A 25,011-nucleotide genomic window follows, 5' to 3' on the forward strand; every position below is an offset into this window, starting at 1 on the left:
CCCTCCCCGGATCATGTCCTCCAAGGCCACCGCCCAAGCTTCCCTGTTCGACGACGCGCTCAACCCGGCGCCGGCCGCCCCGCTGGCCGAGAGCCACGAGCCGCGTCCCGACCCCGCCGTGCTGGGGGTGAAGGGCTCCGGCTATTCGGCCAAGGACATCGAGGTCCTCGAAGGCCTGGAGCCGGTCCGCAAGCGGCCGGGCATGTACATCGGCGGCACCGACGAGCGCGCCCTTCACCACCTGTTCGCCGAGGTGCTGGACAACGCCATGGACGAAGCCGTGGCCGGCCACGCCAAGGTCATCGAGGTGCGGCTGGACGCCGAAGGCCGGCTGACGGTGAAGGACGACGGCCGGGGCATCCCGGTCGACCCGCACCCGAAGCATCCGGGCAAGTCGGCCCTGGAAGTGATCATGACCGTCCTGCACTCGGGCGGTAAGTTCTCGGGCAAGGCCTATGAGACCTCCGGCGGCCTGCACGGCGTCGGCGTCTCGGTGGTCAACGCCCTGTCGGAGCATGTCGAGGTCACCGCCTGGAAGGACGGCTTCGAATGGCGTCAGGCTTTCAGCCGCGGCAAGCCGCTGGGCTCCATCGAGAAGGGCCAGCCGACGCGCAAGAAGGGCACGGCCATCGCCTTCAAGCCCGACGAGCAGATCTTTGGCGAAGGGGCGGCCTTCCGGCCCGCGCGGCTCTACCGCATGGCTCGCTCCAAGGCCTATCTGTTCGGCGGGGTGGAGATCCGCTGGAGCTGCGATCCCTCGCGCATCCAGGACCAGACGCCGGCCGAGGCGGTGTTCCGCTTCCCCAACGGCCTGGCCGACTTCCTGGCCGAGCGGGCCAAGGGGATCGAGACGGTCACGCCCGAACCCTTCGCCGGCCGCTACGAGCGTCCGGGCGAGACCGGCAAGGTCGAATGGGCGGTCACCTGGACGCCGGCCGGCTTCGGCGAGGCCGACGGCTTCATGCAGTCCTACTGCAACACCGTGCCGACGCCGGAGGGCGGCACGCACGAGGCCGGCCTGCGCGCCGCCCTGACCCGCGGCCTCAAGCAGTATGCCGAGCTTACTGGCGAGAAACGCGGCGGCCTGATCACCGCCGAGGACGTGGTCGCCCAGGCCGGCGCCCTGGTCAGCGTGTTCATCGCCAATCCGGAATTCCAGGGCCAGACCAAGGAAAAGCTTTCCTCCTCCGAGGCCCAGCGCCTGGTTGAGAACGCCCTGCGCGATCCTTTCGACCACTGGCTGACCGCCCAGCCCAAGGCCGCCAGCGCCCTCCTCCAGTTCGTCATCGATCGCGCCGAGGAGCGGCTGAAGCGCCGGCGCGAGAAGGAGGTGGCCCGCGCCTCGGCTACCCGCAAGCTGCGCCTGCCCGGCAAGCTCGCCGACTGTTCCGGCCAGGCCACCGACGGCACCGAGATCTTCCTGGTGGAGGGCGACTCGGCCGGCGGCTCGGCCAAGCAGGCCCGCGACCGCCGCACCCAGGCGATCCTGCCCCTGCGCGGCAAGATCCTGAACGTGGCGTCCGCCACGCTCGACAAGATGGGTCAGAACAAGGAGCTCTCCGACCTGATGCTCGCGCTCGGCGTCCAGCCGGGCAAGAAGTTCAAGGAAGAGGACCTGCGCTACGAGCGCGTGGTGATCATGACCGACGCCGACGTCGACGGCGCCCACATCGCCTCGCTGCTGATCACCTTCTTCTACCGGACCATGCCGGACCTGATCCGGTCGGGCCGCCTCTATCTCGCCCTGCCTCCGCTCTACCGCATCAGCCACGGCGGCAAGACCATCTACGCCCGCGACGATGCGCACCGCGAGGAGCTGCTGGCCACCGAGTTCAAGGGCAAGAAGCCGGAGATCGGCCGCTTCAAGGGCCTGGGCGAGATGATGCCCGCTCAGTTGAAGGAGACCACCATGGACCCGGCCCGGCGCACGCTCGCCCGGGTCACCCTGCCGCGGGCCGAGGAGACCGTGGAGGAGCTGGTCGAGGCGCTCATGGGCCGCAAACCCGAGCTGCGCTTCCGCTTCATCCAGGAAAACGCCGAGTTCGCCGCCGCCGACCTCGACGTCTGATCGGAACGCAGGCTTGGCTGGCCGCGTTCTCCTGACCGACAGGAGTCCCGCCCATGGCCAAGAAGAAAGCCAAGAAGAACCACCTGCCCAAGCGGATCGCCCGGGTGAAGGTGCCCAAGAATGTGCGCCGCGGGCGGTTGGGCGCCCTGCTCGCCTCGCCCAGGGGCCAGGAGCTGCTGGCCGGCGCACTCATGACAGCCGCCGGCGGCGCCCTAGCCGCCCACGAGGCCAAGCGCGGCTCGGCCACCCGACAGTTCGCCGCGAGGGCCAAGCACGCGGCCGAGGAAGAGGCCCCTGAAGTCGCCGCCGGCGCCTCGATCTTCGCCCAAGCGCTGGGCGAAGCCGCTCGCTCCTTCGCCGATGCGCTCCAGACCGGGTCGGCCCGGCGCGAGATCGATTGGACCGCGCCCGACGACGCGTCAAAAAAAAAGCCGACCCCCGCCCCTCAGCCGGGCCTCTGAACCCCGGCGGCGCGCTCACGGTCATGCCGCCGGCGTGGCGTCCCGGCCTCGGCCGTCGCCTGGCGCGGGCCGCCGCCGCCCCGGCCGTGGGCTTCCTCCGCTGGCGCGCCCGCCGGGAAGACGAGGCTCTCCAGCGTCCGCCGCGGCGTCACCAGCAGGTGTTCCGCGGCTTCATCCAGATCAATCTCGTGCAGCGGCCGCACTGATCTGCCCATGAACGGGACCAGAGCCATGCGAAGTCTATCTCCGCCGGCGGACCTGCAATGCGTTGACTTGCTGCGGTCACGCCGTATTTTCCGCGGCGCGTGGCGATCGCCGCCGCGCCGCCGCGGTTCGCAAGCCTCCTCGGGGCGGGCCTGCCGCCTTCATTGCACCCGATGACCGAATTTTCCGAACTGGGCCTGTCGCCCGAGACGCTTCAGGCCGTGGCCCAAACGGGCTACACCACCGCCACGCCGATCCAGGCCCAGGCCATCCCCGTGGCCTTGCAGGGCCGCGACGTGCTGGGCATCGCCCAGACCGGCACCGGCAAGACAGCGGCCTTCACCCTGCCGATGATCGACCGCCTGGGCCAGGGCCGCTCCAAGGCCCGCATGCCGCGCTCGCTGGTCATCGCCCCGACGCGCGAGCTGGCCGACCAGGTCGCCGCCTCCTTCGAGCGCTACGCCAAGGGCCAGAAGCGCACGCTCTCCTGGGCGCTGCTGATCGGCGGCGTCTCCTTCGGCGACCAGGAGATGAAGCTCGACCGCGGGGTGGACGTGCTGATCGCCACGCCGGGCCGCCTGCTCGACCATTTCGAGCGCGGCAAGCTGCTGCTCACCGGCGTGCAGATCCTGGTGGTCGACGAGGCCGACCGGATGCTCGACATGGGCTTCATCCCGGACATCGAGCGGATCTTCAAGCTGACCCCGGCCAAGAAGCAGACCCTGTTCTTCTCGGCCACCATGCCGCCGGAGATCACCCGGCTCACCAAGCAGTTCCTGAACGATCCGGTGCGGATCGAGGTGGCGCGGCCCGCCACCACCGCCGAGACCATCAGCCAGTACATGGTGCGGCTGCCCACCTCCGACCCCAAGGCCAAGCGGACCGCGCTGCGGATGCTGATCGGCGCCGACGACGTGCGCAACGGCATCGTCTTCTGCAACCGCAAGTCCGAGGTGGACATCGTCGCCAAGTCGCTGAAGACCCACGGCTTCGACGCCGCGGCGATCCACGGCGACCTCGACCAGGCGACGCGGATGCGCACCCTCGACGCCTTCCGCAAGGGCGAGCTGAAGCTGCTCTGCGCCTCCGACGTCGCCGCCCGCGGCCTGGACGTGCCCGACGTCAGCCACGTGTTCAACTACGACGTCCCGCACCATGCCGACGACTATGTGCACCGCATCGGCCGCACCGGCCGCGCCGGACGGTCGGGCAAGACCTACATGATCGTCACCCCCGCCGACGCCAAGAACATCGACAAGGTGCTCAAGCTGATCGGCAAGACCCCCGAAGAGGTGGTGCTGGAGGGCGTCGACTTCGCCGCCATCAAGGACCAGCCGCGCGAAGGCCGCGGCGGACGCGGCCGCAGCGAACGCCCCGCCCGCGGCGGCCGCGAGCGCAAGCCCCGCGAGGAGGCCGCGCCCGCCGCAGAGGCCGCGCCGCCGGAAAGGCCCGCGCCCCGCAGCCGCCCCAAGCCCGAGGAACCCAAGCCTGTGCCGCCCGCCCGCGCCGAGGCGCCGCGCCGCAGCCCCCGCCCCGAGCGCGAGGATCGCGAGGACCGCGCCGTGAAGGGCTTCGGCGGCGACGTCCCGGCCTTCCTGCTGCGCGGCGTCCCCAAGACCAGCGAGACGAAATAGGCTTTCGGGGCCGTGCTTTAACGGCTCGTTTGACTCTCGCCTCTAACGTCTTTTCCCGAGCTCGAGAATCGGGCGTAACGCCGTTCTCGAAATGGGGGACAAGATGTCGGGGGACGTTGAACTCAAGCTGCGCGGGCCAGGCGCCTACGACCTCGCCCGCAAGGCGCTGGAGGCCATGGAGGCCAACAGCGTCTGGCCGACGCCCACCAATTACGAACTCTGGACCTATGTGGTCGCCGCCCCCGATTCCCCGCTGGCGCGCGAGATCACCCGGCTGATCTCGGTCGGCGAGGCCTTCACCGACAACCTGGCCGACGAGCTGGCGGCCACCTTCCTGCCCAAGGCGCGGCTGAACGAGCAGATCCGCGACGCGGGCGATGCGCTCAACAAGGAGCTGCTGGCCGTCTCCCGCGCCATCGAGACGGCCCAGAAGTCCAACGAGGCCTACAGCCAGACGCTGGCCGGCGCCTCGAAGTCCCTCTCGCCCGAACAGTCGGCCTCCGATCTCAAGGCCGTGGTCGAGACGCTGTCCACCGCCACCCGCCGCGTCCAGCGCGAGAACAGGTCGCTGGAGAAGCGCCTGGCCGATTCCACCGCCGAGGTCGCCAAGCTGCGCGCCCACCTGGAGCAGGTCCGCCGCGACGCCACCACCGACGGGCTCACCAACCTCGCCAACCGCAAGGCCTTCGACGAGGAGCTGGAGCGCGCCTGCGCCGAGGCCGACGCCGCCGGCGCCAGCCTGACGCTGGCCGTCATCGACATCGACTTCTTCAAGAACTTCAACGACACCTGGGGCCATCAGACGGGCGACCAGGTGATCCGCTACGTGGCCAGCGTCATCGGCCGCGTGGGCGCCCCGCCCCGCTTCGCCGCCCGCTACGGCGGCGAGGAGTTCGCCGTGATCTTCCCGGGCGAGGACGCCGAGGCCGCCGCCGCCGTTCTGGAGGAGATCCGCGACGAGGTCGCCTCGCGCATGCTCAAGCGCCGCTCCACCAACGACGACCTGGGCGCCATCACCGTCTCGGCAGGCCTGGCCCAGCGCCGCACGGGCGAGGCCGGCATGGCGGTCATGGAGCGCGCCGACCGCGCCCTCTACGTCTCCAAGCGCAGCGGCCGCAACCGCGTGACCAACGCCGAGGCCATGGCCAACGCCGCCTGATCGGCCGCCCGATTTTTGCTCTAGCCTGACGCGAGGGCAGAACGGTTTAGTCTCGCCGGAAGACACGCAGGCGGGAGGACACCATGGCCTATTCCAAGATCAAGACCTCGGTCGAGGACGGCGTCGGCGTCATCACCCTCTCCGACCCGGCCACCCTCAACGCCGCCGGCCTCGACCTGATGGACGAGCTCGCCCGCGCCTTCGAGGACCTGAAGTCCAAGGTCCGCTGCCTGGTCATCACCGGCGAGGGCCGCGGCTTCTGCTCCGGCGCCAACCTCTCCGGCCGGGCCGATGCGCCCGCCCCCGCCGATCCGGCCGAACGCGACGCCGGCGCGGCCCTGGAGAGCGTCTACAACCCCTTCATGAAGGCCCTGCGCGACTCCCCCATCCCCATCGTCACGGCGGTGAACGGCCCCGCCGCGGGGGTCGGCTGTTCGCTGGCCCTGATGGGCGACATCATCGTGGCCTCGGAGAGCGCCTATTTCATGCAGGCCTTCCGCCGCATCGGCCTGGTGCCCGACGGCGGCTCGACCTATCTCCTGCCCCGCCTGGTGGGCAAGGCGCGCGCCATGGAGATGGCCCTGATGGGCGAGAAGGTGCCGGCCGCCACCGCCGCGCAATGGGGCCTCGTCAACCGCTGCGTCCCCGACGACCAGCTGATGCCCACGGCGCTGGAGTTCGCCCGCAACCTCGCCGCCGGCCCCTGGGCGCTGGGCGCCATCCGCAAGCTGATCTGGGACAGCCTCGACGCCGAATGGGACGCCCAGCTCCACGCCGAGCGCATGACTCAGCGCGACGCCGGCCGCACCGACGACAGCCGCGAGGGCGTGATCGCCTTCCTGCAGAAGCGCCCCGCCGCCTTCACCGGCCGCTGAGCCTCTTAGAGCGCGTTCCGCAAAAGTGGGACCCGGTTTTGCGATCAGAACGCGCTCAAACTTTTGAATCTAGAACCCGTCGAACCGCGTTCTTGCCGGCCACGCGCTTACACTGTAAGCAATCGGCATGATCACCGTCCATCACCTGGAGCATTCGCGCTCCCAGCGCGTCCTGTGGCTGCTCGAAGAGCTCGGCGTCCCTTACGAGATCAAGGCCTACAGCCGCGATCCGAAGACCATGCTGGCCCCGCCGGAGCTGCGCGCCGTCCACCCGCTCGGCAAGTCGCCGGTGATCGTCGACGACGGCGTCACCGTGGCCGAGACCGGCGCCATCGTCGAATGGATCCTGGAGCGCCACGCCGGCGGCCGCCTGGCCCCGCCGGCCGGAACGCCGGAGCGCGCCCGCCTCGCCTACTGGCTGCACTATGCGGAGGGCTCGGCCATGCCGCCCCTGCTCCTGAAGCTGGTCTTCATGCGCCTGGCCACCGGCGTGCCCTTCCTGCTGAAGGGCCTGGTCGGCGCCATCGCCGGCCGCGCCCAGTCGAGCTTCATCGACCCCCAGCTCAAGGCCCACGCCGACTATTGGGAGGCCGAGCTTTCCAAGTCCGAATGGTTCGCCGGCCCCGACTTCTCCGCCGCCGACATCATGATGAGCTTCCCCCTGGAAGCCGCCGCCAGCCGCGGCGGCGCCCTGGAAGGCCGCCCGCACGTCAAGGCCTTCCTCGACAAGATCCACGCCCGGCCGGCGTATCGGCGCGCGCTGGAGAAGGGCGGGCCTTATGCTTATGCGGATTGAGGGGGGTGACGTTAGGTCGATTCCTCGGAGCCAACTCCACGTAAGGCAGTGAAGGGAATCCAACGTCGGCCTTGAGAACCTCAGCCTTAAGCCCGATGGCCCAAAGTTGTCCCGATCCGAACGCTCGCCATTTCCGAGAGTTGGAGATAGCTTAGCCTTAGAATGCGTACGGCGCGCTGCCTAAGGGCCAGGCCAGTGAGCACTAAGAATGCAAAACAGTCATCCGGCGGCGGCCGGAATCCCCGTACTAGCCCGCTAGGCGGGTTAAAGAGGTGGTTCAGACGTTCTCCCAATCGCGTCACCGGTCCTCCAGTGCCAGAAGGCGAGCGAAAAAGAGTAGACCTAAGGGCAGCTATCAACGCCGTGTCGGATGTTGTGCAAAACCGACCGAGGCCCCTCCGCGTTTTCGACCAAATCCACATGAAAACCGGAGATATGGTCCTCCAGAGCGAAATGGTCGCTGATTGGGCAGACGGAAAGCGCCTGGCCTTCATAGGCGACGGAGACGCCATAAGCGTATGCGTGGCCTACCTCCGTGCGCGAAACGTCCTAAACTATGGGCCTTCGCATATCACTGTTTTTGATTTCGATGAGCGAACGGTGGAAGCAGTGATGAATTTCGCCGATCGCGAGCGCATCCCGAATCTAGACGCGCAACTCTACAACGTGCTCGATCCAATGAATCCCCGTCTCCCATATGACTGCTTCTACACCAATCCCCCTTGGGGAGCATCGAATAACGGCGCCAGCGTCACTTGCTTCGTCGAGCGGGGAATTGAGGCCACTTGCCACGTCGGGGAAGGGCTGGTGGTGATCGCCGATGATGATGACCTTCCCTGGCCTAAGCACGTGCTGGCGAGCGTCCAATCGTTCGCTGCTCAGCACGGGTTCTACGTCTCGCGGATGCAACGGAAGTTGCATGAATACCACCTAGATGACGCGCCCGACTTGAAGTCTTGCAATCTCTACCTTACGGCCTTGCCCGGTAATGGTGCGTCGGCTCCGAGCGCAGCCTTCACGGACCCGGAACGCCTCAAGAACTTCTACGGCCTGTCTCAACCACCTAAAGTTCGGTACGTACGCGCCCGCCGCCGGCTTGATTATGGAGTCGCGCACGAAGACGAATACGAACTCGAATACTTGGAAAAGCCCCATGAATGAGATTATCAAACCCGGGTCCGGTTTGCTTTTTATGAAGATCGGCACTCACGCAAACGAAACGCTTGCGGACATTATCGCCCGGAAGACGGCCGAAATTCGCGATGCTGGCTTCGGAATGTGGGGCTACGGAGGAAATACGTGTCACCCCAGTTCGATGGTGCAGCCGTTCGCCAAGGCGTTTGCTGACCGCGGTCCGATATACCTCTGCATGGAAGCGATGAAATCTAATCACTTTGGTGAGGGAGTGGCGGCTGAGTACTCTCACGACGGCCGCGACTGGTCGCCGATCCCTGAGGCTATCGAAGTCAGGGGATCAAAATACGCAATGATCATCGAAGACCTGCACGAGGAGCGCTTCAAGTTGCCATTGGACCAGACGAGGGTGCCCGTCGGGCCTAGCCTTGGGCGTCTCGGAAGCAGATATGTTCAGGGCAGGGTTGATAAGGCCTGCCTTGAAGTCCTCGACGCCCCAGAGCTCGCAAACGATGCGCGACCGCGAGACATCGACATCCACTTCGTCGCGCGAACCAAAGCCCCCTACGCGGTTTTCTTAAGGGGGCAACGCTAAGCCTACGCCACTAGGTTAGCTAAGCTTTCACCAGGCAGAAGTACCCCAGCCGCGTCAGCCTGAATATCCTGGATATAGCTCTTTAGCCCTTCGAAGACGTCCCCATCGTCGGCACCGCCAGACTTGCATCCAAAGCAGATAGACATCGCTTGATCGGTCAACGGTTCTGCGCAGACCTTTGCCCGCACATTAGGTAATCCGGTTGTTTGGACAATCTGTCCGATCAGCTGCTCCAAGCAGGCGATGCGTTTCTCGACCTCCTGAGGACAGACCCCTGCGATCGCGCGTATAGCGCGCTTATCGCCCGTAATCATCAGACAGAACGCGCGGTTAATGACAATCGCTAAGAGCTGGCTCTCGCCGACATCAAGTTCCAAGCCGCGCTCACGAGCGTTTGCTTCGAAGTCGGCCGCAAGCGCTAGCTCAGTATTGTCGGGTTCAAGCATAGACACCCGGGCGAGAATTGCGTCAAACGAGGCCTGAGCGCGATTACGATCGATGAGCCTGCGGGTGCGCCGTATGCGCCCGCCAACTACGTACCGGGCGACACCGAGTAGAGACGGAGGAGAGCTCGCAACAGTCGTTGAAATCAAGAATTCGTCGTGTAGGGAATAACACGAGATTTTCAACGCTACATCATTATCGACAACAACCATCTTAGATAGAAGTCCCGCCCATGACGTTCTGAAGGTAATCGGCACCCTCCTCGCTCAACGCGCTCCAATCAAGCTGACTATTGGCAATCCCGTTGATATGCTGCCAAATGGGTCTGGGCTGAGAGTAAATAAAGCGCAACGCCGACATCGCTACCGGCCAGTTCTTCCGCCGATAGGCTAGACACAAAGCCAAGGTCCCCGGCTCCACCCCATACTCCGCGGACGCCTTTAGAACTGCGCCGGCCAATGTTGGAGCGTTAAATTCTTCAACGTTAGTCTGGATGTCAGGATTCGAGGAACCAGTCAGAAGGGTAAGGGCGAAGCAATCAGCTTCCATTTCCTGCTCGTCCCTCTCCAACGCGAATGCAGGGTCTTCAACGTCCACGAGGGCTGGTGCGCCGGCCAAATGCCCGCACAGCACATGGCCGAGCTCATGTGCGAGCGTGAATGCAACTGGAGCGGGATAGCTGGCATCGCGAGCGAGAAGGACCGCAAAGCGCCCATCCACGCCTACGACCATCGCATGCATCGACTTCGCTTCAAGAGGCAACACCCGAAGATGTATAACCGGTACTCCGAGGCCCCAGCAGGTCGCCACCAGCGAAGTAAGATCAACAAAGGGTTGGTTAGTTAGAATTGCGTTGCGCAATTGTTCAGCGGAAGCGGATGCGAGAGAAACGCGCGGCACTGCTTGAAGCAGAAGGCGCCCGACAGAGACACCAAAGGAAGTCAGGGCCGCTCTGGTTGTCCCGTCTTCTACGGATAGATGCTTAAAGCGAGCTTCATCGTTCCAGACAAACTCTACCCGCTCACCAAGGAGGGGCTTAGGTTCGAGTCCCAGCCTGCGAGCAAGCGCAAACCGCAACTCGGCCCTTCCGGAAGGCGAAGCATCCGCTTCCTCCGTCCACCAAGAAGGCCAAGCTGCCTGGATCGCAGCCGTGCTGAAGCCCGCTCTACGCAGCTCAGCGATCAGTTGTTTTGAGTCGTTGGCCACCGCGCTCCTCAACGGGCGGACTTCAGAAGACGGGATTCGACCGCTGAGGTCGACCTAAATTAATGTGCCTGATGAGCATGTTTCGGGATAGAGCGACGGCCCCGAAAGTACTGCTTTTACGGCGTCATACCAATGTCGGGGTGAGATTTTCTCAATGCTGGATATCGTCGCCAGCTTTGCAGCGTCGAGTTCGACAGGGTCCGTCAGGCGAACCCAGTAGCTTCCCGTTAGGCAAGCGCTGAGATTGATCTCGTAGTCAGCATGGGGGCTTTCTTCCTCTACGCGGCGAAGAAGTGCAGTAACCTGAGATGAACCCACGGGAGCGCCAGTTCCCGCAGCATTACGGTACGCCTTCGGATCGAATGGCCGTCCCCGCCTCAAGGCTAAGGGCTCCCGCGAATGGCACATTAGTGCGTAATGGGTTCTTTTTGGACCACTCCCGCTATTTCCGCGACTTGTGATCAACGCGTGTTGGGGAAGAGCGCGCTCCGCTCCATGTGCGTCAAGAAAGCGGCGCCAGGCCACTACACGCGCCGGAGCAACGTCAGTGGCTTTGGCGCGGGACTTCATCAGCGAGAAAACAACTTGCACAGGCACGTTCGCCCGGGCGAGCGCGCTTATGATCCTGGAGGGTGCGTTGCCCACCCCCCAGAAAAACAACCCCTCTCCGACTCGCCGCTCAAGTTCCTTCCGAGCCACTATCGCATTGAGGTCTTGACCAGCCTCTGCCTGCATCCTGGACCAACAGACATAAGTTGGGCCCGATTCAAGGGGGAGCCCAGCGTCATTGTTGTCTTGATTTCCGGCCACACCCAATCTCATTGAGCGGTTCTTGCATCCGGCTTCGACCCCCTCAACTGGCCAGCCAGTTCTGGGCGGCCAATTACGGTGGGTAGAAGCGGGGATAATTTGTGGACCACGCGCCTTAGATCGGGCGAGGCCTTCCCGTCGCGCCTCTTCCTCATAAGCGCTTTCGGATCTGTCGCCACCTCTAGTCCCCACGAGGCGCACTGCAGCAAAGGCCTTGGCCTGTGAGCGCCGGCCTGGTGCTCACGTCTGTCACCAACCCGGACCCTCCTCTAGGAAACCCCTACTCCGCCACCGCCCGCGGTACGATCGTCACGCTCTCGCCACACCCGCAGGCGTCCGTCTCGTTCGGGTTTCGGAACACGAACTTGGCCGAGAGCTTGGTGACTTCGTAATCCACGACCGTTCCGATCAGGAACAGCACGGCCTTGGGGTCGATCAGGATGGTGACGCCCTTGTCCTCCACCACCTCGTCCAGGGGCGAGGCCTCCTCGGCGTATTCGAGGGTGTATTCCTGGCCGGCGCAGCCGCCGTTCTTCACGCCCACGCGCAGGCCCGCATAGGGCTTTTCGGCCCGGCCCATGATCTCGCGCACGCGCGCGGCGGCGGCCTCGGTCAGGGTCACGACCTTGGGCCGGGGGCGGCGGGCGCGGGGGGCGGGGGTGGTTTCGAGCTGGCTCATCTGCGTTCCGATATGGGGTCAGAACATGTTCAGTTGAAGCTTGGCCTCGTCGGACATGCGCGAGGGGTCCCACGGCGGATCGAACACCAGATCGACCGAGACGTTCCGGACGCCGGGGATTTCCTTGACCGCGCCCTCCACCCAGCCGGGCATTTCGCCGGCCACCGGGCAGCCGGGGGCCGTGAGCGTCATGTCGATGGCCACGTCCTTGTCGTCGGAAACGTCGACCTTGTAGATCAGGCCAAGCTCGTAGATGTCGACCGGGATCTCCGGGTCGTAGACCGTCTTCAGCTTCTCGATCAGCTGGTCGGTCAGGGCGTCGAGCTCCGCCTGGCTCAGCGGCGCGGCGGCGGTGGGCTCGATGGCGGCGGCGTCATCCATGGGCGTGCTCAAGCGAAAAAGGCCTGGGTGCGGGTCAGGGCGTCGACGAAAGCGTCGGCCTCCCCTTCGGTGTTATATAGGGCGAAGGACGCCCGGGCGGAGGAGGTCACGCCGAAACGCCGCATCAGCGGTTCGGCGCAATGGGTCCCGGCGCGCACGGCCACCCCATAGCGGTCGAGGATCTGAGCCACGTCGTGGGCGTGCGCGCCGTCGACGGTGAAGGAGAGGATGGCCCCCTTGCCCGGCGCCTCGCCGATCACCTTCAGCCAGTTGGCGCCGGCCAGGCCCTCGCGCACGCGCGCATAGAGCCGCGCCTCGTGGGCGGCGATCGCCGCGCGGTCCAGGCCGTTCAGCCATTCGATCGCCGCGCCCAGGCCGATGGCCTCCAGGATCGGCGGGGTGCCGGCCTCGAACCGGTGCGGCGGGTCGGCATAGGTGATCTTCTCAAGCGCCACCTCGCCGATCATCTCGCCCCCGCCCTGATAGGGCGGCAGGGCGGCCAGTTCCGCAGCCTTGCCGTAGAGGATGCCGATGCCGGTGGGGCCATAGAGCTTGTGGCCGGAGAAGACGTAGAAATCGACGTCCAGCGCCTTCACGTCCACGGCCTGGTGGACGATGGCCTGGCAGCCGTCCAGCAGCACCTTGGCGCCGGCGGCATGCGCCGCCTCGATCACCTCGGCCACCGGGTTGATGGTGCCCAGCACGTTCGACATGTGGGTCAGCGCCACGACCTTGGTGCGCGGGCCGATCAGGGCCTGCAGGCCTTCCAGGTCCAGCCGGCCGTCGTCGGTGACCGGCGCGAACTTCAGCACCACGCCCCGGCGTTCGCGCAGGAAGTGCCAGGGCACGATGTTGGCGTGGTGCTCCATCTCGGTCAGCACGACCTCGTCGCCCGGCGCCATGGCCGCGCCCAGCCCTGCGGCGACCAGGTTGATCGCTTCCGTGCCGCCCTTGGTGAAGACGATCTCGCCCTCGCCGGCGTTGACGAACCGCGCCACCGCGCGGCGCGCGGCCTCGTAGGCGTCGGTGGTCTCGTTGGCGAGCGTGTGCAGACCGCGGTGGACGTTGGCGTAGGAGTGCTCCATCGCCCGGCTCATGGCCTCGATCACCGCCCGCGGCTTCTGGGCGCTGGCCGCGGAGTCCAGATAGACCAGCGGCTTGCCGTTCACCTGGCGCGACAGGATGGGGAAGTCGGCGCGGGCCTGTTCGACGTCGAAGGCCATGCTCACGCCCCCAGCCGTTCGGCGGCCCAGGCGCGCACGATCTCGCGGGCGGCCTCGTGCTCGATCCGGTCGACCACCTCGCCCACGAAGGCTTCGGTCAAGAGGGCGCGGGCGACCTCTTCGGGCATGCCGCGCTGCTCGGCGTAGAACAGGGCGTCCTCGTCCAGCGCGCCGATGGTGTTGCCGTGCGCGCACTGCACGTCGTCGGCGAAGATCAGCAGCTCGGGCTTGGCGTCCACCTCGGCCCGGTCCGACAGGATGAGCGCGTGGTGGCCCATGCGGGCGTCCGTGCGGTCGGCGCCCTGCGCCACCAGGATCCGGCCCTGGAAGACGCCGCGGGCCTGGTCGCGCACCACGCCCTTGGCGAGCTGGCTGGTCGTCCCGTCCACGCCTTCATGCGCGACTTCGGTGGTCAGGTCGGCATGGCGCTTGCCGGCCAGCAGATAGGCGCCGTCGAGCCGCACCTGAGCCTGGCCGCCGGGGTGGCGCACCCGCGTCTCCAGCCGCTGGCGCCGCGCGCCGCTGGTCAGGGTCGTCTGGGCGAAGCTCGCGCCCGGGGCCAGCACCACCTCCGCCTGGGTCACGCGCACGCCTTCGGCGCCGTCGCTCGCCAGCACGATGCGCTCCAGGCGCGCGCCCGGCGCCAGGCTGACGGCCAGCGCCGCGTCGGCGACATAGGCGGCCTCGTCGCCCTCATAGGTCTCGAACAGCGTCACCCGCCCGCCCTCGCCCACCGCGATCCGCGCGGTGGCGGCGTGGGAGCCTTCGCCGCGGGCCACGAACCGCAGGGCGAGCGCCTGCTCGGCGCCGGCCGCCACGGCGATCTCCGTCCCGCCGCCGTTGGCCAGCACGTGCACGGCCTGGGCCAGGGCGTCGAACGGCCCGGGCTCGGCGACCTGAACGGCCTCCGAGGCCGGCGGCAGGGCGCGCAGCAGGCCCTTCAGGTCCGTCCAGCGCCAGTCCTCGTCCCGCTTCCCTGGCAGCTGCGCCAGATCCCGCGTCCTGATGGCTTCAGCGAGGCTCAAGCGGCCCTCGCATACTTGTCGTAACCTTCGCGCTCCAGTTGCAACGCAAGCTCGGGACCACCGGAAGCGACGAGGCGGCCGGCGGCCAGCACGTGCACGCGATCAGGTTTAATATAGTCCAGAAGCCTTTGATAATGCGTGATAATCAGCATCGCACGGTCAGGGCTTCTGAGCGCGTTGACGCCCTCGGCGACGATCTTCAGAGCATCGATGTCGAGGCCGGAGTCGGTCTCGTCCAGGATGAGGAAGCGCGGCGAAAGCATCGCCATTTGAAAGATTTCCATCCGCTTCTTCTCACCGCCCGAGAAGCCGACGTTCAGCGCCCGTTTCAGCATCTCGAAGTCGATTTTCAGCGCCGAAGCGGTCTCTCGCGCCCGCTTCAGGAACTCCGGAGCGCTGATTTCGGGCTCTCCGCGGGCCTTTCGCTGGGCGTTCAGGGCCGTTCGGATGAAGGTCAGGGCCGGTACGCCGGGGATTTCGAGCGGGTACTGGAAGGACAGGAACACGCCCTTGGCCGCCCGTTCGCTGGGGTCGAGCGAGAGCAGGTCCTCGCCGTCGAGGCTCGCCGAGCCCTCGGTCACCTCATAGCCCTCGCGGCCGGTGAGGACGTAGGACAGGGTCGACTTGCCGGCGCCGTTCGGCCCCATGATCGCATGCACCTCGCCGGCCGGCACATCGAGGGTCAGGCCCTTGAGGATCGGCTTGTCGTCGACGCGGGCGTGCAGGTTGGAAATCGAAAGCATCAGCGGATCTCGTCGGCCAGGTACTGGGCCATGACCATCAGGGCGTCCTCGACGGTGTCGACCATCTGGGACTTGCGCGGGGCGGCGGTGGGGGTGGTGGCGGTGCGGCGGTCGGCGGAGCGGACATTGGCCCGGCCGCCCTCGAAATAGGCGTCGATCAGGAAGTCCTGGTGATTGAGGCTGACCGTGTAGCGGCGCAGGTCGAGGGTGATCCCCCGCTCGGCGAAGAAGGCCGCGTCTTCCGCAAGCGCCCGATGCAGGGCCTCGGCGCGGGCCAGGTCTTCTTCCTGCTGCTTGCGCTCGGCCTCCTCGCGGGCGCGGCGCTCGGCGTCGCGGCGGGCGTGCTCGGCTTCGAAGGCGCGGCGGAAGGACATGGTTTCGGTCTCGGTCTTGGCGGTCATCCGACGGATCCCTCGAGGGAAATGGCGACGAGCTTCTGGGCTTCCACGGCGAACTCCATGGGCAGCTCCTGCAGGACGTCCTTGACGAAGCCGTTGACCAGCAGCTGCACGGCCTCCTCCTCGGAGAGCCCCCGCTGCTGGGCGTAGAAGAGCTGGTCTTCGGACAGGCGGGTGGTGGTGGCCTCGTGCTCGAACACGCACTGGCCGTTGCGCGCCTCGACATAGGGCACGGTGTGGGCGGCGCAGGATTTGCCGATGAGCAGGCTGTCGCACTGGGTGAAGTTGCGGGCACCCTTGGCCTTGGGGTGGGCCGAGACCAGGCCGCGATAGGTGTTGGAGGACTTTCCGGCGCTGATGCCCTTGGAGATGATCCGCGAGCGGGTGTTGGCGCCCAGGTGGATCATCTTGGTGCCGGTGTCGGCCTGCTGCCGGCCATTGGTGATGGCGATGGAATAGAACTCGCCGCTGGAGCCCTCGCCGCGCAGCACGCAGGAGGGATATTTCCAGGTGATGGCCGAGCCGGTCTCAACCTGCGTCCAGGAGACCTTGGAGCGGTCGCCGCGGCAGTCGGCGCGCTTGGTGACGAAGTTGTAGATGCCGCCCTTCCCGGTCTCCGGATCGCCGGGATACCAGTTCTGGACGGTGGAGTACTTGATCTCCGCATCCTCCAGGGCGACCAGCTCGACCACGGCGGCGTGCAGCTGGTTCTCGTCGCGCATCGGCGCGGTGCAGCCCTCCAGATAGGAGACGTAGGACTCTGCGTCGGCGATGATGAGGGTGCGCTCGAACTGGCCGGAATTCTCCGCATTGATGCGGAAATAGGTGGAGAGCTCCATCGGGCAGCGCACGCCCGGCGGCACATAGACGAAGCTGCCGTCGGAAAAGACCGCCGAGTTCAGGCAGGCGTAGTAGTTGTCCGACACCGGCACCACCGAGCCCAGGTACTTCTTCACCAGCTCCGGATGTTCGCGGATCGCCTCGCTCATCGAGCAGAAGATCACCCCGGCCTCGGCCAGCTCCTTCTTGAAGGTGGTGACCACCGAGACGCTGTCGAACACCGCATCCACGGCGTATTTCGGCGCGCCCTGGACGCCGGCCAGGACCTCCTGCTCGCGCAAGGGGATGCCCAGCTTGGCGTAGGTGGCCAGGAGTTCGGGATCGACCTCGTCCAGGCTCTTGGGCCCCTCCTTGGCCTTGGGCGCGGCGTAGTAATAGGCGTCCTGATAGTCGATGCGCGGGAAGGCGACCTTGGCCCAGGTGGGCTCGTCCATGGCCAGCCAGCGCTCATAGGCGTCGAGGCGCCAGTCCAGCATCCACTGGGGTTCGTCCTTCTTGGCCGAGATGAAGCGGACGATGTCGGCCGAAAGGCCCTTGGGGGCGAACTCCTGGTCGATCTCGGTGACGAAGCCGTGCTTGTACTTTTCGAGGCTCTCGACGTGTTCGACGGTCTGCTTGACGGCGGCCATACTGACTTAACTCCTCACGCGGCAGGCGCGCGCCGACGCGCGGCGTGACGGGTACGCATTTCGATCCAGGCGTCGGCGAAGGCCGCCCAGTCGCTTTCGGTGGTGGCCCAGCCTCCGGAGACCCGGATGGCGCAGCCGGCGAGATCGGCATGACCCATAGCCGAAAGCACGTGGCTGGCTTTGACTTTTCCCGAGGAGCAGGCCGAGCCGGCGCTGACCATCACCCCGGCGAGGTCCAGGGCCATGACCTGCAGCTCGGCCGGATGGTCCGGCGCGGCGACGCAGAGGGTGTTGGGCAGGCGCGGCGCGCCGTCGCCCAGGACGATCGCGCCCTCGGCCTTCAGCCGCTCGGCGGCGGCGTCGCGCCAGGCGGCGTTGTCGTTGCGGTCGGAAAGCGCGGCGCGGGCGGCGGCGGCGAAGCCTGCGATCCCCGGAACGTTCTCCGTACCGGCCCGGCGGCCGCGCTCCTGCCCGCCGCCGTGCAGGCGCCGGACCAGGGTGGCGCGCGGGCCGAAGGTGAGCGCGCCCACGCCTTGCGGCCCGCCCAGCTTGTGCGCCGAGGCGGTAAGGGTGTCGGCGCCCAGAAGGCGGGAGTCGACGAGGATCTTGCCGGCCGCCTGGATGGCGTCGACATGCAGCCAGCCGTCAGCCTCTTGGACGATCTCGGAGGCCCCGCGCACCGGCTGGACGACCCCGGTTTCGTTATTGGCCAGCATCAGGGCGACGAAGGGACGGCCGTCGCCGGGCTCCCATCGGGCGAGCCGTTCGCGCAGCCAATCGAGATCGGACACGCCCTGGGCGTCGACGGGCAGGAGCTCGACGGGAAGCCCGGTCGCCTTTGCGGCTTCCAGCACACTGTCGTGCTCGGTGGCGCCGACGATCAGGCGCTTCGATCCCGTGGCGACGGCGCTTTCGATGGCGAGCGCATTGGCCTCGGTCCCGCCGGAGGTGAAGACCACGGTCGAAGCCGGGCCGCCAACCAGGGCGGCGACCTCGGTGCGGGCCTGCTCCACCCGCGCGCGGGCGGCGCGGCCGACGGCATGCACGGACGAGGGATTGCCGCCGGCGGCCAGGGCGGCGGCCACGGCCTCTACGGCCTGGGGGCGCACCGGGGCGCTGGCGTTGTAGTCGAGATAGATCCCGCTCATGCCACCTCCGCCTGAGGTTCGGGACGGGCGAGTCGGCCGCTCACCACGTCGGCGAGCGAGACGGAGGCGAGATAGGACTGCAGGTGGCGGCCCATCTCCTCCCAAAGGTCGTGGGTCAGGCAGCGCTCGCCCTTCAGCATGCAGCCCTTGGACTTGGCGCTGCAGCGGGTGGCGCGCAGGGGCTCGTCCACCGCCAGGACGATCTCGGCGATGCTGGTGGCCTCGGCCTCCCGGGCGAGGCGATAGCCGCCGCCGGGGCCGCGGGCGCTGACCACCAGGCCGCGCCGGCGCAGGCGGGCGAAAAGCTGTTCGAGATAGGAGAGCGAAATCTGCTGGCGGGCGGCGATCTCCGCCAGCGCCACCGCCCGGTCGCCTTCGCCCAACGCGCCTTCGCGCCGCGCGAGGTCGGCCATGGCCATGACCGCATAACGTCCCTTGGTGGATAGCCGCATTCTACTCCTCGGGCCCGAACGATTTTTCGAGCATTTCGCCGGCCGCCTATGTTACAGGCCCCGCCTTGCAAGCGCCTGCCGCCGACGCCGACGGACAGCCGCGATCTAGGAAGACCAAGCGCAGTAGTCAAGTATTCCGGCCTGCGCGCGACATTGAGGAATGGCATGCCAGAGGTGGTTCTGACCGGCGCGGCCGGGCGGATCGAAGGCCGGTACTCCCAGGGCAAGAGCGAGACGGCGCCGATCGCGCTGATCCTGCATCCGCACCCCAAGGCCGGCGGCCACATGAACAATCCCGTGGCGGTGCAGCTCTACCACCTGTTCATGAAGCGCGGCTTCTCGGTCCTGAGGTTCAACTTCCGCGGCGTGGGCCGAAGCCAGGGCGAATTCGACTCCGGCATCGGCGAACTGGCCGACGCAGCCACGGCGCTGGACTGGCTGCAGGCCACCAACCCCGCCGCCTCGCAGTGCTGGGTCGCCGGATACTCGTTCGGCGCCTGGGTGGGCATGCAGCTTCTGATGCGGCGCCCGGAGACCGATGGCTTCATCTCGGTCTCGCCGCCAACGAACATGTACGATTTCAGCTTCCTGGCGCCCTGCCCGGCCTCCGGCCTGATCCTGCACGGGGGCGCCGACACGGTGGTTCCCCCTGTGGAGGTGGAGCGGGTGGTCTCGAAGCTGCGCACCCAGAAGGGCATCGTCATCGATTACGAGGTGGTGGACGGCGCGTCGCACTTCTGGGTCGAGAACCTGCCCGACGTGGAAGGCCGGGTCGGCGCCTATCTCGACAAGCGGCTTGCGGCCGAGCCGGCCTGAGAGTCGCCTTAGAGCGCCGCTTCGCGCCGCCCGCCTGACGGCGGCTTCGGCTTCGCCTCGCCCTCACCTGCCCTTCGGGCATCCTCTCCCGCTCGCGGGAGAGGAGGAGGAGGAGGAGGAGGACGCGGGCGATGGGGGCCGGGGCCGGCGTCGCTGCAATGGGCGAGGATGGAGTCGCAGACGCTAGATCGCGATTCCAGGACCGTGCCGTTCCAGAACCGCAGGACCGTCAGCCCCCGGGCCGCCAGATGTCGGGTTCGGCGCGCATCATAGGCTTCGGCCTCGGCGTGCTGGCTTCCGTCCAGTTCGACCACCAGCCGCGCCTCGGCGCACAGGAAATCGAGGATGTAAGGGCCGCAGGGAACCTGCCTCCGCCACTTCCATCCGCCGAGGCGGCGGTCCCGTAGCGCGCGCCAGAGGCAGGCCTCGGCGCGGGTCTGGTCGGCCCGCAGGGCGCGGGCGCGTCGGGTGGCGAGCAGGCGGGTCATGTTCTGCAAATGTTCCAGATCGCATGCCGGTCGGCAAGAGGGTTTGCGCGCCGCTTCGCGCCGCCCGCCTGCGGCGGCCTCGGCTTTCGCCTCGCCCTCACCTGCCCTTCGGGCCTCCTCTCCCGCTCGCGGGAGAGGAGGATGATAGTGAGCTCTCTTCCTCTCCCGCTTGCGGGAGAGGACAGGCCGAAAGGCCAGGTGAGGGCGAGCGGGCGAAGCCTGCGAGGGCGGCGGAGCCGCTGGCGCCGGCAGGCGCCAACCCTCCAGCGCAGTGATTCTAGCGCCGCTTCGCCTCGCCCTCAGCTTCCTTTGAGGAAATCCAGGGCCAGCAGCGCCTGGGCGCGCACGCCGGTCTCCATGGCCGCCTCGTCGACGTCGAAGAAGGGCGAGTGGTTGGCGCCCTTGGGGTCGCCGACACCGAGGTCGTAGAAGAAGCCCGGGACTTCGCGCTGGTAGTAGGAGAAATCCTCCGCGCCCATGATGTAGTCGATGTCGTCGCGGATCCGCCCTTCCGCGGCGCGGGCGAGCGTCGGCTTCATGCGGGCGGTCAGTTCGCGGTCGTTGTCGGTGACCGGATTGGGCGTGCCCCACTCGAAGCGAGCCGTCGCGCCGTAGCGATCGGCGATGGTGGCCACGGCCTTCTCCGCCCGGGCGATGACGTCCTTGCGCATATCGGGATCGAAGGTCCGCAGGGTGCCCTGCAGGGCGAAGTCCTCGGGGATGATGTTGTAGCGCAGGCCGCCGTGGATCGTGCCGACCGTCAGGACCGTCGGGCTCTTGGCCACGTTCATCTGCCGGGCGGCGATGGTGTTGAAGGCCTGGACGATGTCGGCGGTCATCGACGCCAGGTCGATGCCGACCCAGGGGGTGGAGCCGTGCGCCTGACGGCCTTTCAGATGGATCTCGTAGCGGTCGGAGGCGGCCATCATCGGACCGGCCCGCCAGAAGAGCGCGCCGACCGGGCCCGGCACGGAATGCAGGCCGAAGATGGCGTCGACCTTCGGGTTGGCGAGCACGCCTTCCTTGATCATCAGCGGCGCGCCGCCCTCCTCGCCCGCCAGCAGGCCTTCCTCGGCCGGCTGGAAGACGAAGACCACCGTGCCTTCGATCTGGTCCTTCATGCCGGCCAGGACCTCGGCCGCGCCCATCAGGATCGCCACGTGGCTGTCGTGGCCGCAGGCGTGCATGACCGGCACCGTCTGGCCGTTGTATTCAGCCGTCGCCTTGGAGGCGAAGGGGAGGCCCGTCTGCTCGGCCACCGGCAGGGCGTCCATGTCGGCGCGCAGGGCGACCACCTTGCCCGGCTTGCCGCCGCGCAGGATGCCGACCACGCCGGTCTTGGCGACGCCGGTGCGCACCTCCAGGCCCAGCGACCGCAGGTGGTCGGCCACCACCTTGGCGGTCCGCACCTCGCGGTTCGAAAGCTCCGGATGCTGGTGGATGTCGCGCCGCCAGGCGACGACCTTGGGCTGGACCGCCCTGGCCGCGGCGAAAACGGCGGCGTCGTAGGCGGCGGGCGGCGGCGGAGCCTCCTGGGCCGCGGCCGGCGCGGCGGCGGCGAGGGCGACGGCGGCGGCGACGCCCGCCAGCCAGGTTTTCTTCGACATGGTTTCTAGTCCCCCGTCCTGGTGCGCGGCCGGACGATGCGGCCGCCGGTCATGGGCGCCGGTGCGCCCGTGGTCTTCGGAAACGAGATCGGCAGGCCTCGCGCGCAGCGGGCCGCCAGATAGGCGAAGGCTTCGGCCTCGATGGAATCGCCGCGCCAGCCGTGATCCTCGGCGGTGCGCACCGGCGCGGGCAGCCGCTCGGCCAGGGCCTTCATGATCTGCGGGTTGTGCCGACCGCCGCCGCAGACCACGACCTCGGTCGGACGCGCGCCCATGAGGGAAAAGCCGGCGGCCACCGCCTCGGCGGTGAAGGCGACCAGGGTGGCGGCCGCATCCTCAAGTTCCAGCTTCTCCAGCGGCTCCAGCGAGAAATCATAGCGATCCAGCGACTTCGGCGCGGGCGCCTGGAAATAGGGGTGGGAGAGCAGGACCTTCAGCACCGCCTCATCCACCTGGCCGACGCTGGCGTAGCGGCCGCCGGCGTCGTAGCGGCCGGCGCCGCGGGCCTGGACCAGCAGGTCGATCATGCCGTTGGCCGGGCCGGTGTCGAAGGCGGCGATCTCCCCGTCCTCCGACCAGAAGGTGACATTGGCCACGCCGCCCAGGTTCAGCACCGCCAGCGGGGGCGACAGGCCCGAAGCCTTGGCGCGGGCCAAGTGGTAGATCGGCGCGAGCGGCGCACCCTCCCCGCCCGCGGCCACGTCGGCGGTGCGGAAATCGAAGGCGACGGGAACGCCGGCGGCGTCGGCGAGCTGCTGGGCGTCGCCAAGCTGGACCGTGCGGCCCAGGCGGCCGGCCTGCGGGCGTTCGTGCAGGACGGTCTGGCCGTGCATGCCGACGAGGTCGATCTCGCTCCAGGCAAGCCCATGTTCGGCGAGGAAGCCCTCGGCGGCCTCGAAGTGCTCTTGGGCCACGGCGGCGGCGGCCTCGGCGAAGATCTCAGGCTCCGGCGCGCCGCGCGGCCAGGCCAGCGCGGCCTGGGTGGCGGCCAGCAGCAGCTCGCGCAGGGGCTCGGAAAGCTTGCGCTCGCCCGCCGGGCCGAAGGCGGAGATGGTTTCGCCGTCGGTCTCCAGGACCGCCATGTCGCAGGCGTCGAGCGAGGTGCCGGTCATGAAGCCGAGAACGCGCATGCGCCTTGACTGCCATGCTCGGGGCGGCGTAGCTAGCCAGCATGATCGAACGCCGCTCCGCCAATTCGGCCCGCTATTACCGCCTGCCCTAGCAGCAGGCGCGGCTTTCATCGTTTGCGCCACCCCGATCGGTCGGCGCCCGCACCCCCAAAGGAAATGACGGTCTCCGGCCACCCGCCCAAGGAGCCTGTCAGATGTCCCTCGAAAAGCTTGCCGAGCGCGTGCTAGAGCCCGACGCGCCCAAACCAGAGTCTCCTGTCATGTCCGCCGACCAGCCCTTCAAGTCCGAGTTCCTGCGCACCCTGCAGGCGCGCGGCTACATCAACCAGATCACCCACCCGGCGGAGCTGGACGAGGCGGCGGCCAAGGGTCCGATCACGGCCTATATCGGCTTCGACGCCACGGCGCCCTCGCTGCACGTGGGGCATCTGTTCTCGGTCATGACCCTGCGCCGGCTGCAGCAGACGGGGCATAAGCCGATCGTGCTGATGGGCGGCGGCACCACCAAGGTGGGCGACCCGACCGACAAGGAGGGCCAGCGCCCGCTGCTGACCGACGCGCAGATCCAAGCGAATCTCGCCGGCATCCGCGGCACGTTCGAGCGGTTCCTGACCTTCGGCGACGGGCCCACCGACGCGGTGATGGTCAACAACGCCGACTGGCTGGAGCGCTTCGGCTACATCGAGTTCCTGCGCGACTACGGAGTGCACTTCACGGTCAATCGGATGCTGGCCTTCGACAGCGTCAAGCTGCGGCTGGAGCGCGAGCAGCCGATGACCTTCCTCGAGTTCAACTACATGCTGATGCAGTCGGTGGACTTCCTGGAGCTGTCGCGCCGCTACGGCTGCGTGTTGCAGATGGGCGGGTCCGACCAATGGGGCAACATCGTCAACGGGGTGGAGCTGATCCGCCGAGTGGACGGCAAGCCCGCCTTCGGCCTGACCACCCCCCTGCTCTCCACCGCCTCGGGCGTGAAGATGGGCAAGACCGTGGGCGGCGCCGTCTGGCTGAACCCGGAGATGCGCAGCCCCTACGACTACTGGCAGTTCTGGCGGAACACCGAGGATGCGGACGTGGGCCGTTTCATGCGCCTGTTCACCGACCTTTCGGCCGACGAGATCGTCCGCTACGAGGCCTTGCAGGGCGCGGAGATCAACGAGGCCAAGAAGGTGCTGGCCAATGAGGCGACGCGCCTGCTGCACGGGGCGGAGGCGGCTGCTGCGGCCGCGGAGGCCGCGCGCGTGGCCTTTGAGGTGGGCGCGGTCTCCGGCGACATGCCGACTCACGAGACGCCCGCCGCCGAGCTGGCGGCGGGAATCGTGCTGGCCGCCCTGGCGGTCGACGCCGGCCTGGCGGGCTCCCGCGGCGAGGCCCGGCGCCTGGCGCAGGGGGGCGGCCTGCGCGTCAACGACAAGGCCGAGCCCGACGCCAACCGCATGATCACCGAGGCCGATCTCGTGGACGGCGTGGTGAAGCTGGCGGCCGGCAAGAAGAAGATCGTGCTGGTGAAGCCGGTCTAGGAGGAACGGAGATGGCGGAACTCGCCGAAGGGGCCAAGGCGCCCGACTTCGAGGTGCAGGGCGCGGACGGGCCGGTGCGGCGGGGCGACTTCGCCGGCCGGCCGCTGGTGGTCTATTTCTATCCGAAAGACGACACGCCGGGCTGCACCCGCGAGGCGCAGGACTTCACCGAACTGGCCCCCAACTTCGCCAAGGCGGGCGTGGCCGTGCTGGGCGTCTCGAAGGACAGCGTGGCCAGTCACGGGAAGTTTACCGCCAAGCACAAGCTCGCCGTCCCGCTCGGTTCCGACCCCGAAGGCGCCATGATCGAGGCCTTCGGCGCCTGGGTGGAGAAGAACATGTACGGGCGCACCTATATGGGGATCGAGCGCTCGACCTTCCTGATCGACGGCCAGGGCGTGGTGCGCAGGATCTGGCGCAAGGTGCGGGTCGCCGGCCACGCCGCCGAGGTGCTGAAAGCCGCCCAGGCCCTGGAAAGCTAGGCCGTCGGCGCGAACGCGTCGCCCGCCCTGGAACCGCCCCGCAGGCTTGGCGGTTGTTGAACCG

General features: G+C 67.7%; 26 protein-coding genes. 11 read left to right on the forward strand and 15 right to left on the reverse strand.

The window, feature by feature from the left end:
* Nucleotides 1–13: 13 nt before the first annotated feature.
* A complete protein-coding gene (gene parE / locus ACK41C_RS16215; protein ID WP_409656326.1) occupies nt 14–2,068 on the forward strand; it encodes a DNA topoisomerase IV subunit B in 2,055 nt (684 codons plus the stop codon).
* Nucleotides 2,069–2,121: 53 nt separating this feature from the next.
* Nucleotides 2,122–2,529, forward strand: coding sequence for a hypothetical protein (locus ACK41C_RS16220; protein ID WP_409656328.1), 408 nt, complete (start codon nt 2,122–2,124; stop codon nt 2,527–2,529).
* Here the strand turns inward: ACK41C_RS16220 and ACK41C_RS16225 are convergent.
* Nucleotides 2,514–2,762, reverse strand: a complete 249-nt coding sequence (locus ACK41C_RS16225; RefSeq protein WP_409656330.1) for a hypothetical protein — start codon at nt 2,760–2,762, stop codon at nt 2,514–2,516. The genes ACK41C_RS16220 and ACK41C_RS16225 overlap by 16 nt on opposite strands.
* Before the next feature lie 144 nt (nt 2,763–2,906).
* Here ACK41C_RS16225 and ACK41C_RS16230 point away from each other — a divergent pair, with 144 nt between their 5' ends.
* The 6 genes from ACK41C_RS16230 to ACK41C_RS16255 all read left to right on the forward strand — a co-directional run bounded on the left by ACK41C_RS16230 (nt 2,907) and on the right by ACK41C_RS16255 (nt 8,926).
* Entirely contained in the window at nt 2,907–4,367 is a 1,461-nt protein-coding gene (locus ACK41C_RS16230; RefSeq protein ID WP_409656332.1) for a DEAD/DEAH box helicase, read from the forward strand.
* A 103-nt stretch (nt 4,368–4,470) separates the two neighbouring features.
* Nucleotides 4,471–5,526 (forward strand): GGDEF domain-containing protein, encoded by a 1,056-nt coding sequence (locus ACK41C_RS16235; RefSeq protein ID WP_409656334.1) that lies wholly within the window; start codon nt 4,471–4,473, stop codon nt 5,524–5,526.
* Nucleotides 5,527–5,609: 83 nt separating this feature from the next.
* Complete coding sequence (locus tag ACK41C_RS16240; RefSeq protein WP_409656336.1) at nt 5,610–6,401, forward strand: enoyl-CoA hydratase/isomerase; 792 nt, start codon at nt 5,610–5,612, stop codon at nt 6,399–6,401.
* Nucleotides 6,402–6,528: 127 nt separating this feature from the next.
* Complete coding sequence (locus ACK41C_RS16245) at nt 6,529–7,197, forward strand: glutathione S-transferase family protein (protein ID WP_409656338.1); 669 nt, start codon at nt 6,529–6,531, stop codon at nt 7,195–7,197.
* A 162-nt stretch (nt 7,198–7,359) separates the two neighbouring features.
* Nucleotides 7,360–8,358 carry a bis-aminopropyl spermidine synthase family protein gene (locus tag ACK41C_RS16250; protein ID WP_409656340.1) on the forward strand — a complete coding sequence of 333 codons (999 nt, stop codon included), beginning with the start codon at nt 7,360–7,362 and terminating at the stop codon, nt 8,356–8,358.
* A complete protein-coding gene (locus ACK41C_RS16255; protein ID WP_409656342.1) occupies nt 8,351–8,926 on the forward strand; it encodes a hypothetical protein in 576 nt (191 codons plus the stop codon). Before ACK41C_RS16250 ends, ACK41C_RS16255 begins: the two co-directional genes overlap by 8 nt.
* A gap of 2 nt (nt 8,927–8,928) precedes the next feature.
* Here ACK41C_RS16255 and ACK41C_RS16260 read toward each other — a convergent pair whose 3' ends face one another.
* The 11 genes from ACK41C_RS16260 to ACK41C_RS16310 all read right to left on the reverse strand — a co-directional run bounded on the left by ACK41C_RS16260 (nt 8,929) and on the right by ACK41C_RS16310 (nt 18,904).
* Nucleotides 8,929–9,372, reverse strand: coding sequence for a hypothetical protein (locus ACK41C_RS16260; protein WP_409656344.1), 444 nt, complete (start codon nt 9,370–9,372; stop codon nt 8,929–8,931).
* Between the two features lie 211 nt (nt 9,373–9,583).
* Entirely contained in the window at nt 9,584–10,576 is a 993-nt protein-coding gene (locus ACK41C_RS16265; RefSeq protein WP_409656346.1) for an ImmA/IrrE family metallo-endopeptidase, read from the reverse strand.
* Nucleotides 10,577–11,666: 1,090 nt separating this feature from the next.
* Complete coding sequence (locus tag ACK41C_RS16270; protein WP_409656348.1) at nt 11,667–12,065, reverse strand: HesB/IscA family protein; 399 nt, start codon at nt 12,063–12,065, stop codon at nt 11,667–11,669.
* A gap of 18 nt (nt 12,066–12,083) precedes the next feature.
* Nucleotides 12,084–12,446, reverse strand: coding sequence for an SUF system Fe-S cluster assembly protein (locus ACK41C_RS16275; RefSeq protein WP_409656350.1), 363 nt, complete (start codon nt 12,444–12,446; stop codon nt 12,084–12,086).
* An 8-nt stretch (nt 12,447–12,454) separates the two neighbouring features.
* The gene (locus ACK41C_RS16280; protein ID WP_409656352.1) at nt 12,455–13,669 is read right to left on the reverse strand and encodes a cysteine desulfurase; all 1,215 of its coding nucleotides are present in this window, start codon (nt 13,667–13,669) and stop codon (nt 12,455–12,457) included.
* 2 nt (nt 13,670–13,671) lie between these two features.
* Nucleotides 13,672–14,694, reverse strand: a complete 1,023-nt coding sequence (gene sufD / locus ACK41C_RS16285; protein WP_409656354.1) for a Fe-S cluster assembly protein SufD — start codon at nt 14,692–14,694, stop codon at nt 13,672–13,674.
* Nucleotides 14,691–15,437 (reverse strand): Fe-S cluster assembly ATPase SufC, encoded by a 747-nt coding sequence (gene sufC, locus ACK41C_RS16290; protein WP_409656356.1) that lies wholly within the window; start codon nt 15,435–15,437, stop codon nt 14,691–14,693. The genes sufD and sufC overlap by 4 nt, the downstream gene beginning before the upstream one ends.
* On the reverse strand, nt 15,437–15,838 hold the full coding sequence (locus tag ACK41C_RS16295) for a hypothetical protein (protein WP_409656358.1): 402 nt from the start codon (nt 15,836–15,838) through the stop codon (nt 15,437–15,439). The genes sufC and ACK41C_RS16295 overlap by 1 nt, the downstream gene beginning before the upstream one ends.
* Complete coding sequence (gene sufB, locus ACK41C_RS16300; protein ID WP_409656360.1) at nt 15,835–17,304, reverse strand: Fe-S cluster assembly protein SufB; 1,470 nt, start codon at nt 17,302–17,304, stop codon at nt 15,835–15,837. The genes ACK41C_RS16295 and sufB overlap by 4 nt, the downstream gene beginning before the upstream one ends.
* Before the next feature lie 14 nt (nt 17,305–17,318).
* Nucleotides 17,319–18,452: a cysteine desulfurase family protein gene (locus ACK41C_RS16305; RefSeq protein ID WP_409656362.1), complete on the reverse strand. Its 1,134-nt coding sequence runs from the start codon at nt 18,450–18,452 to the stop codon at nt 17,319–17,321.
* Nucleotides 18,449–18,904: an Rrf2 family transcriptional regulator gene (locus ACK41C_RS16310; protein ID WP_409656364.1), complete on the reverse strand. Its 456-nt coding sequence runs from the start codon at nt 18,902–18,904 to the stop codon at nt 18,449–18,451. The genes ACK41C_RS16305 and ACK41C_RS16310 overlap by 4 nt, the downstream gene beginning before the upstream one ends.
* Nucleotides 18,905–19,069: 165 nt before the next feature.
* Here ACK41C_RS16310 and ACK41C_RS16315 point away from each other — a divergent pair, with 165 nt between their 5' ends.
* The gene (locus ACK41C_RS16315) at nt 19,070–19,720 is read left to right on the forward strand and encodes an alpha/beta hydrolase (protein ID WP_409656366.1); all 651 of its coding nucleotides are present in this window, start codon (nt 19,070–19,072) and stop codon (nt 19,718–19,720) included.
* Nucleotides 19,721–19,728: 8 nt separating this feature from the next.
* Here ACK41C_RS16315 and ACK41C_RS16320 read toward each other — a convergent pair whose 3' ends face one another.
* The 3 genes from ACK41C_RS16320 to ACK41C_RS16330 all read right to left on the reverse strand — a co-directional run bounded on the left by ACK41C_RS16320 (nt 19,729) and on the right by ACK41C_RS16330 (nt 22,945).
* Complete coding sequence (locus ACK41C_RS16320; RefSeq protein ID WP_409656368.1) at nt 19,729–20,208, reverse strand: endonuclease domain-containing protein; 480 nt, start codon at nt 20,206–20,208, stop codon at nt 19,729–19,731.
* Nucleotides 20,209–20,507: 299 nt separating this feature from the next.
* Nucleotides 20,508–21,815 (reverse strand): amidohydrolase, encoded by a 1,308-nt coding sequence (locus ACK41C_RS16325; protein WP_409656370.1) that lies wholly within the window; start codon nt 21,813–21,815, stop codon nt 20,508–20,510.
* Between the two features lie 5 nt (nt 21,816–21,820).
* Nucleotides 21,821–22,945 (reverse strand): anhydro-N-acetylmuramic acid kinase, encoded by a 1,125-nt coding sequence (locus ACK41C_RS16330; RefSeq protein WP_409656372.1) that lies wholly within the window; start codon nt 22,943–22,945, stop codon nt 21,821–21,823.
* Nucleotides 22,946–23,139: 194 nt separating this feature from the next.
* Here ACK41C_RS16330 and tyrS point away from each other — a divergent pair, with 194 nt between their 5' ends.
* On the forward strand, nt 23,140–24,465 hold the full coding sequence (tyrS, locus tag ACK41C_RS16335; protein ID WP_409656374.1) for a tyrosine--tRNA ligase: 1,326 nt from the start codon (nt 23,140–23,142) through the stop codon (nt 24,463–24,465).
* 11 nt (nt 24,466–24,476) lie between these two features.
* Nucleotides 24,477–24,947, forward strand: a complete 471-nt coding sequence (locus ACK41C_RS16340) for a peroxiredoxin (protein WP_409656376.1) — start codon at nt 24,477–24,479, stop codon at nt 24,945–24,947.
* Nucleotides 24,948–25,011 lie beyond the last annotated feature (64 nt).

It is taken from the genome of Phenylobacterium sp. (assembly GCF_046290725.1).
In the GTDB taxonomy this organism is placed as follows: Bacteria; Pseudomonadota; Alphaproteobacteria; order Caulobacterales; family Caulobacteraceae; genus Phenylobacterium.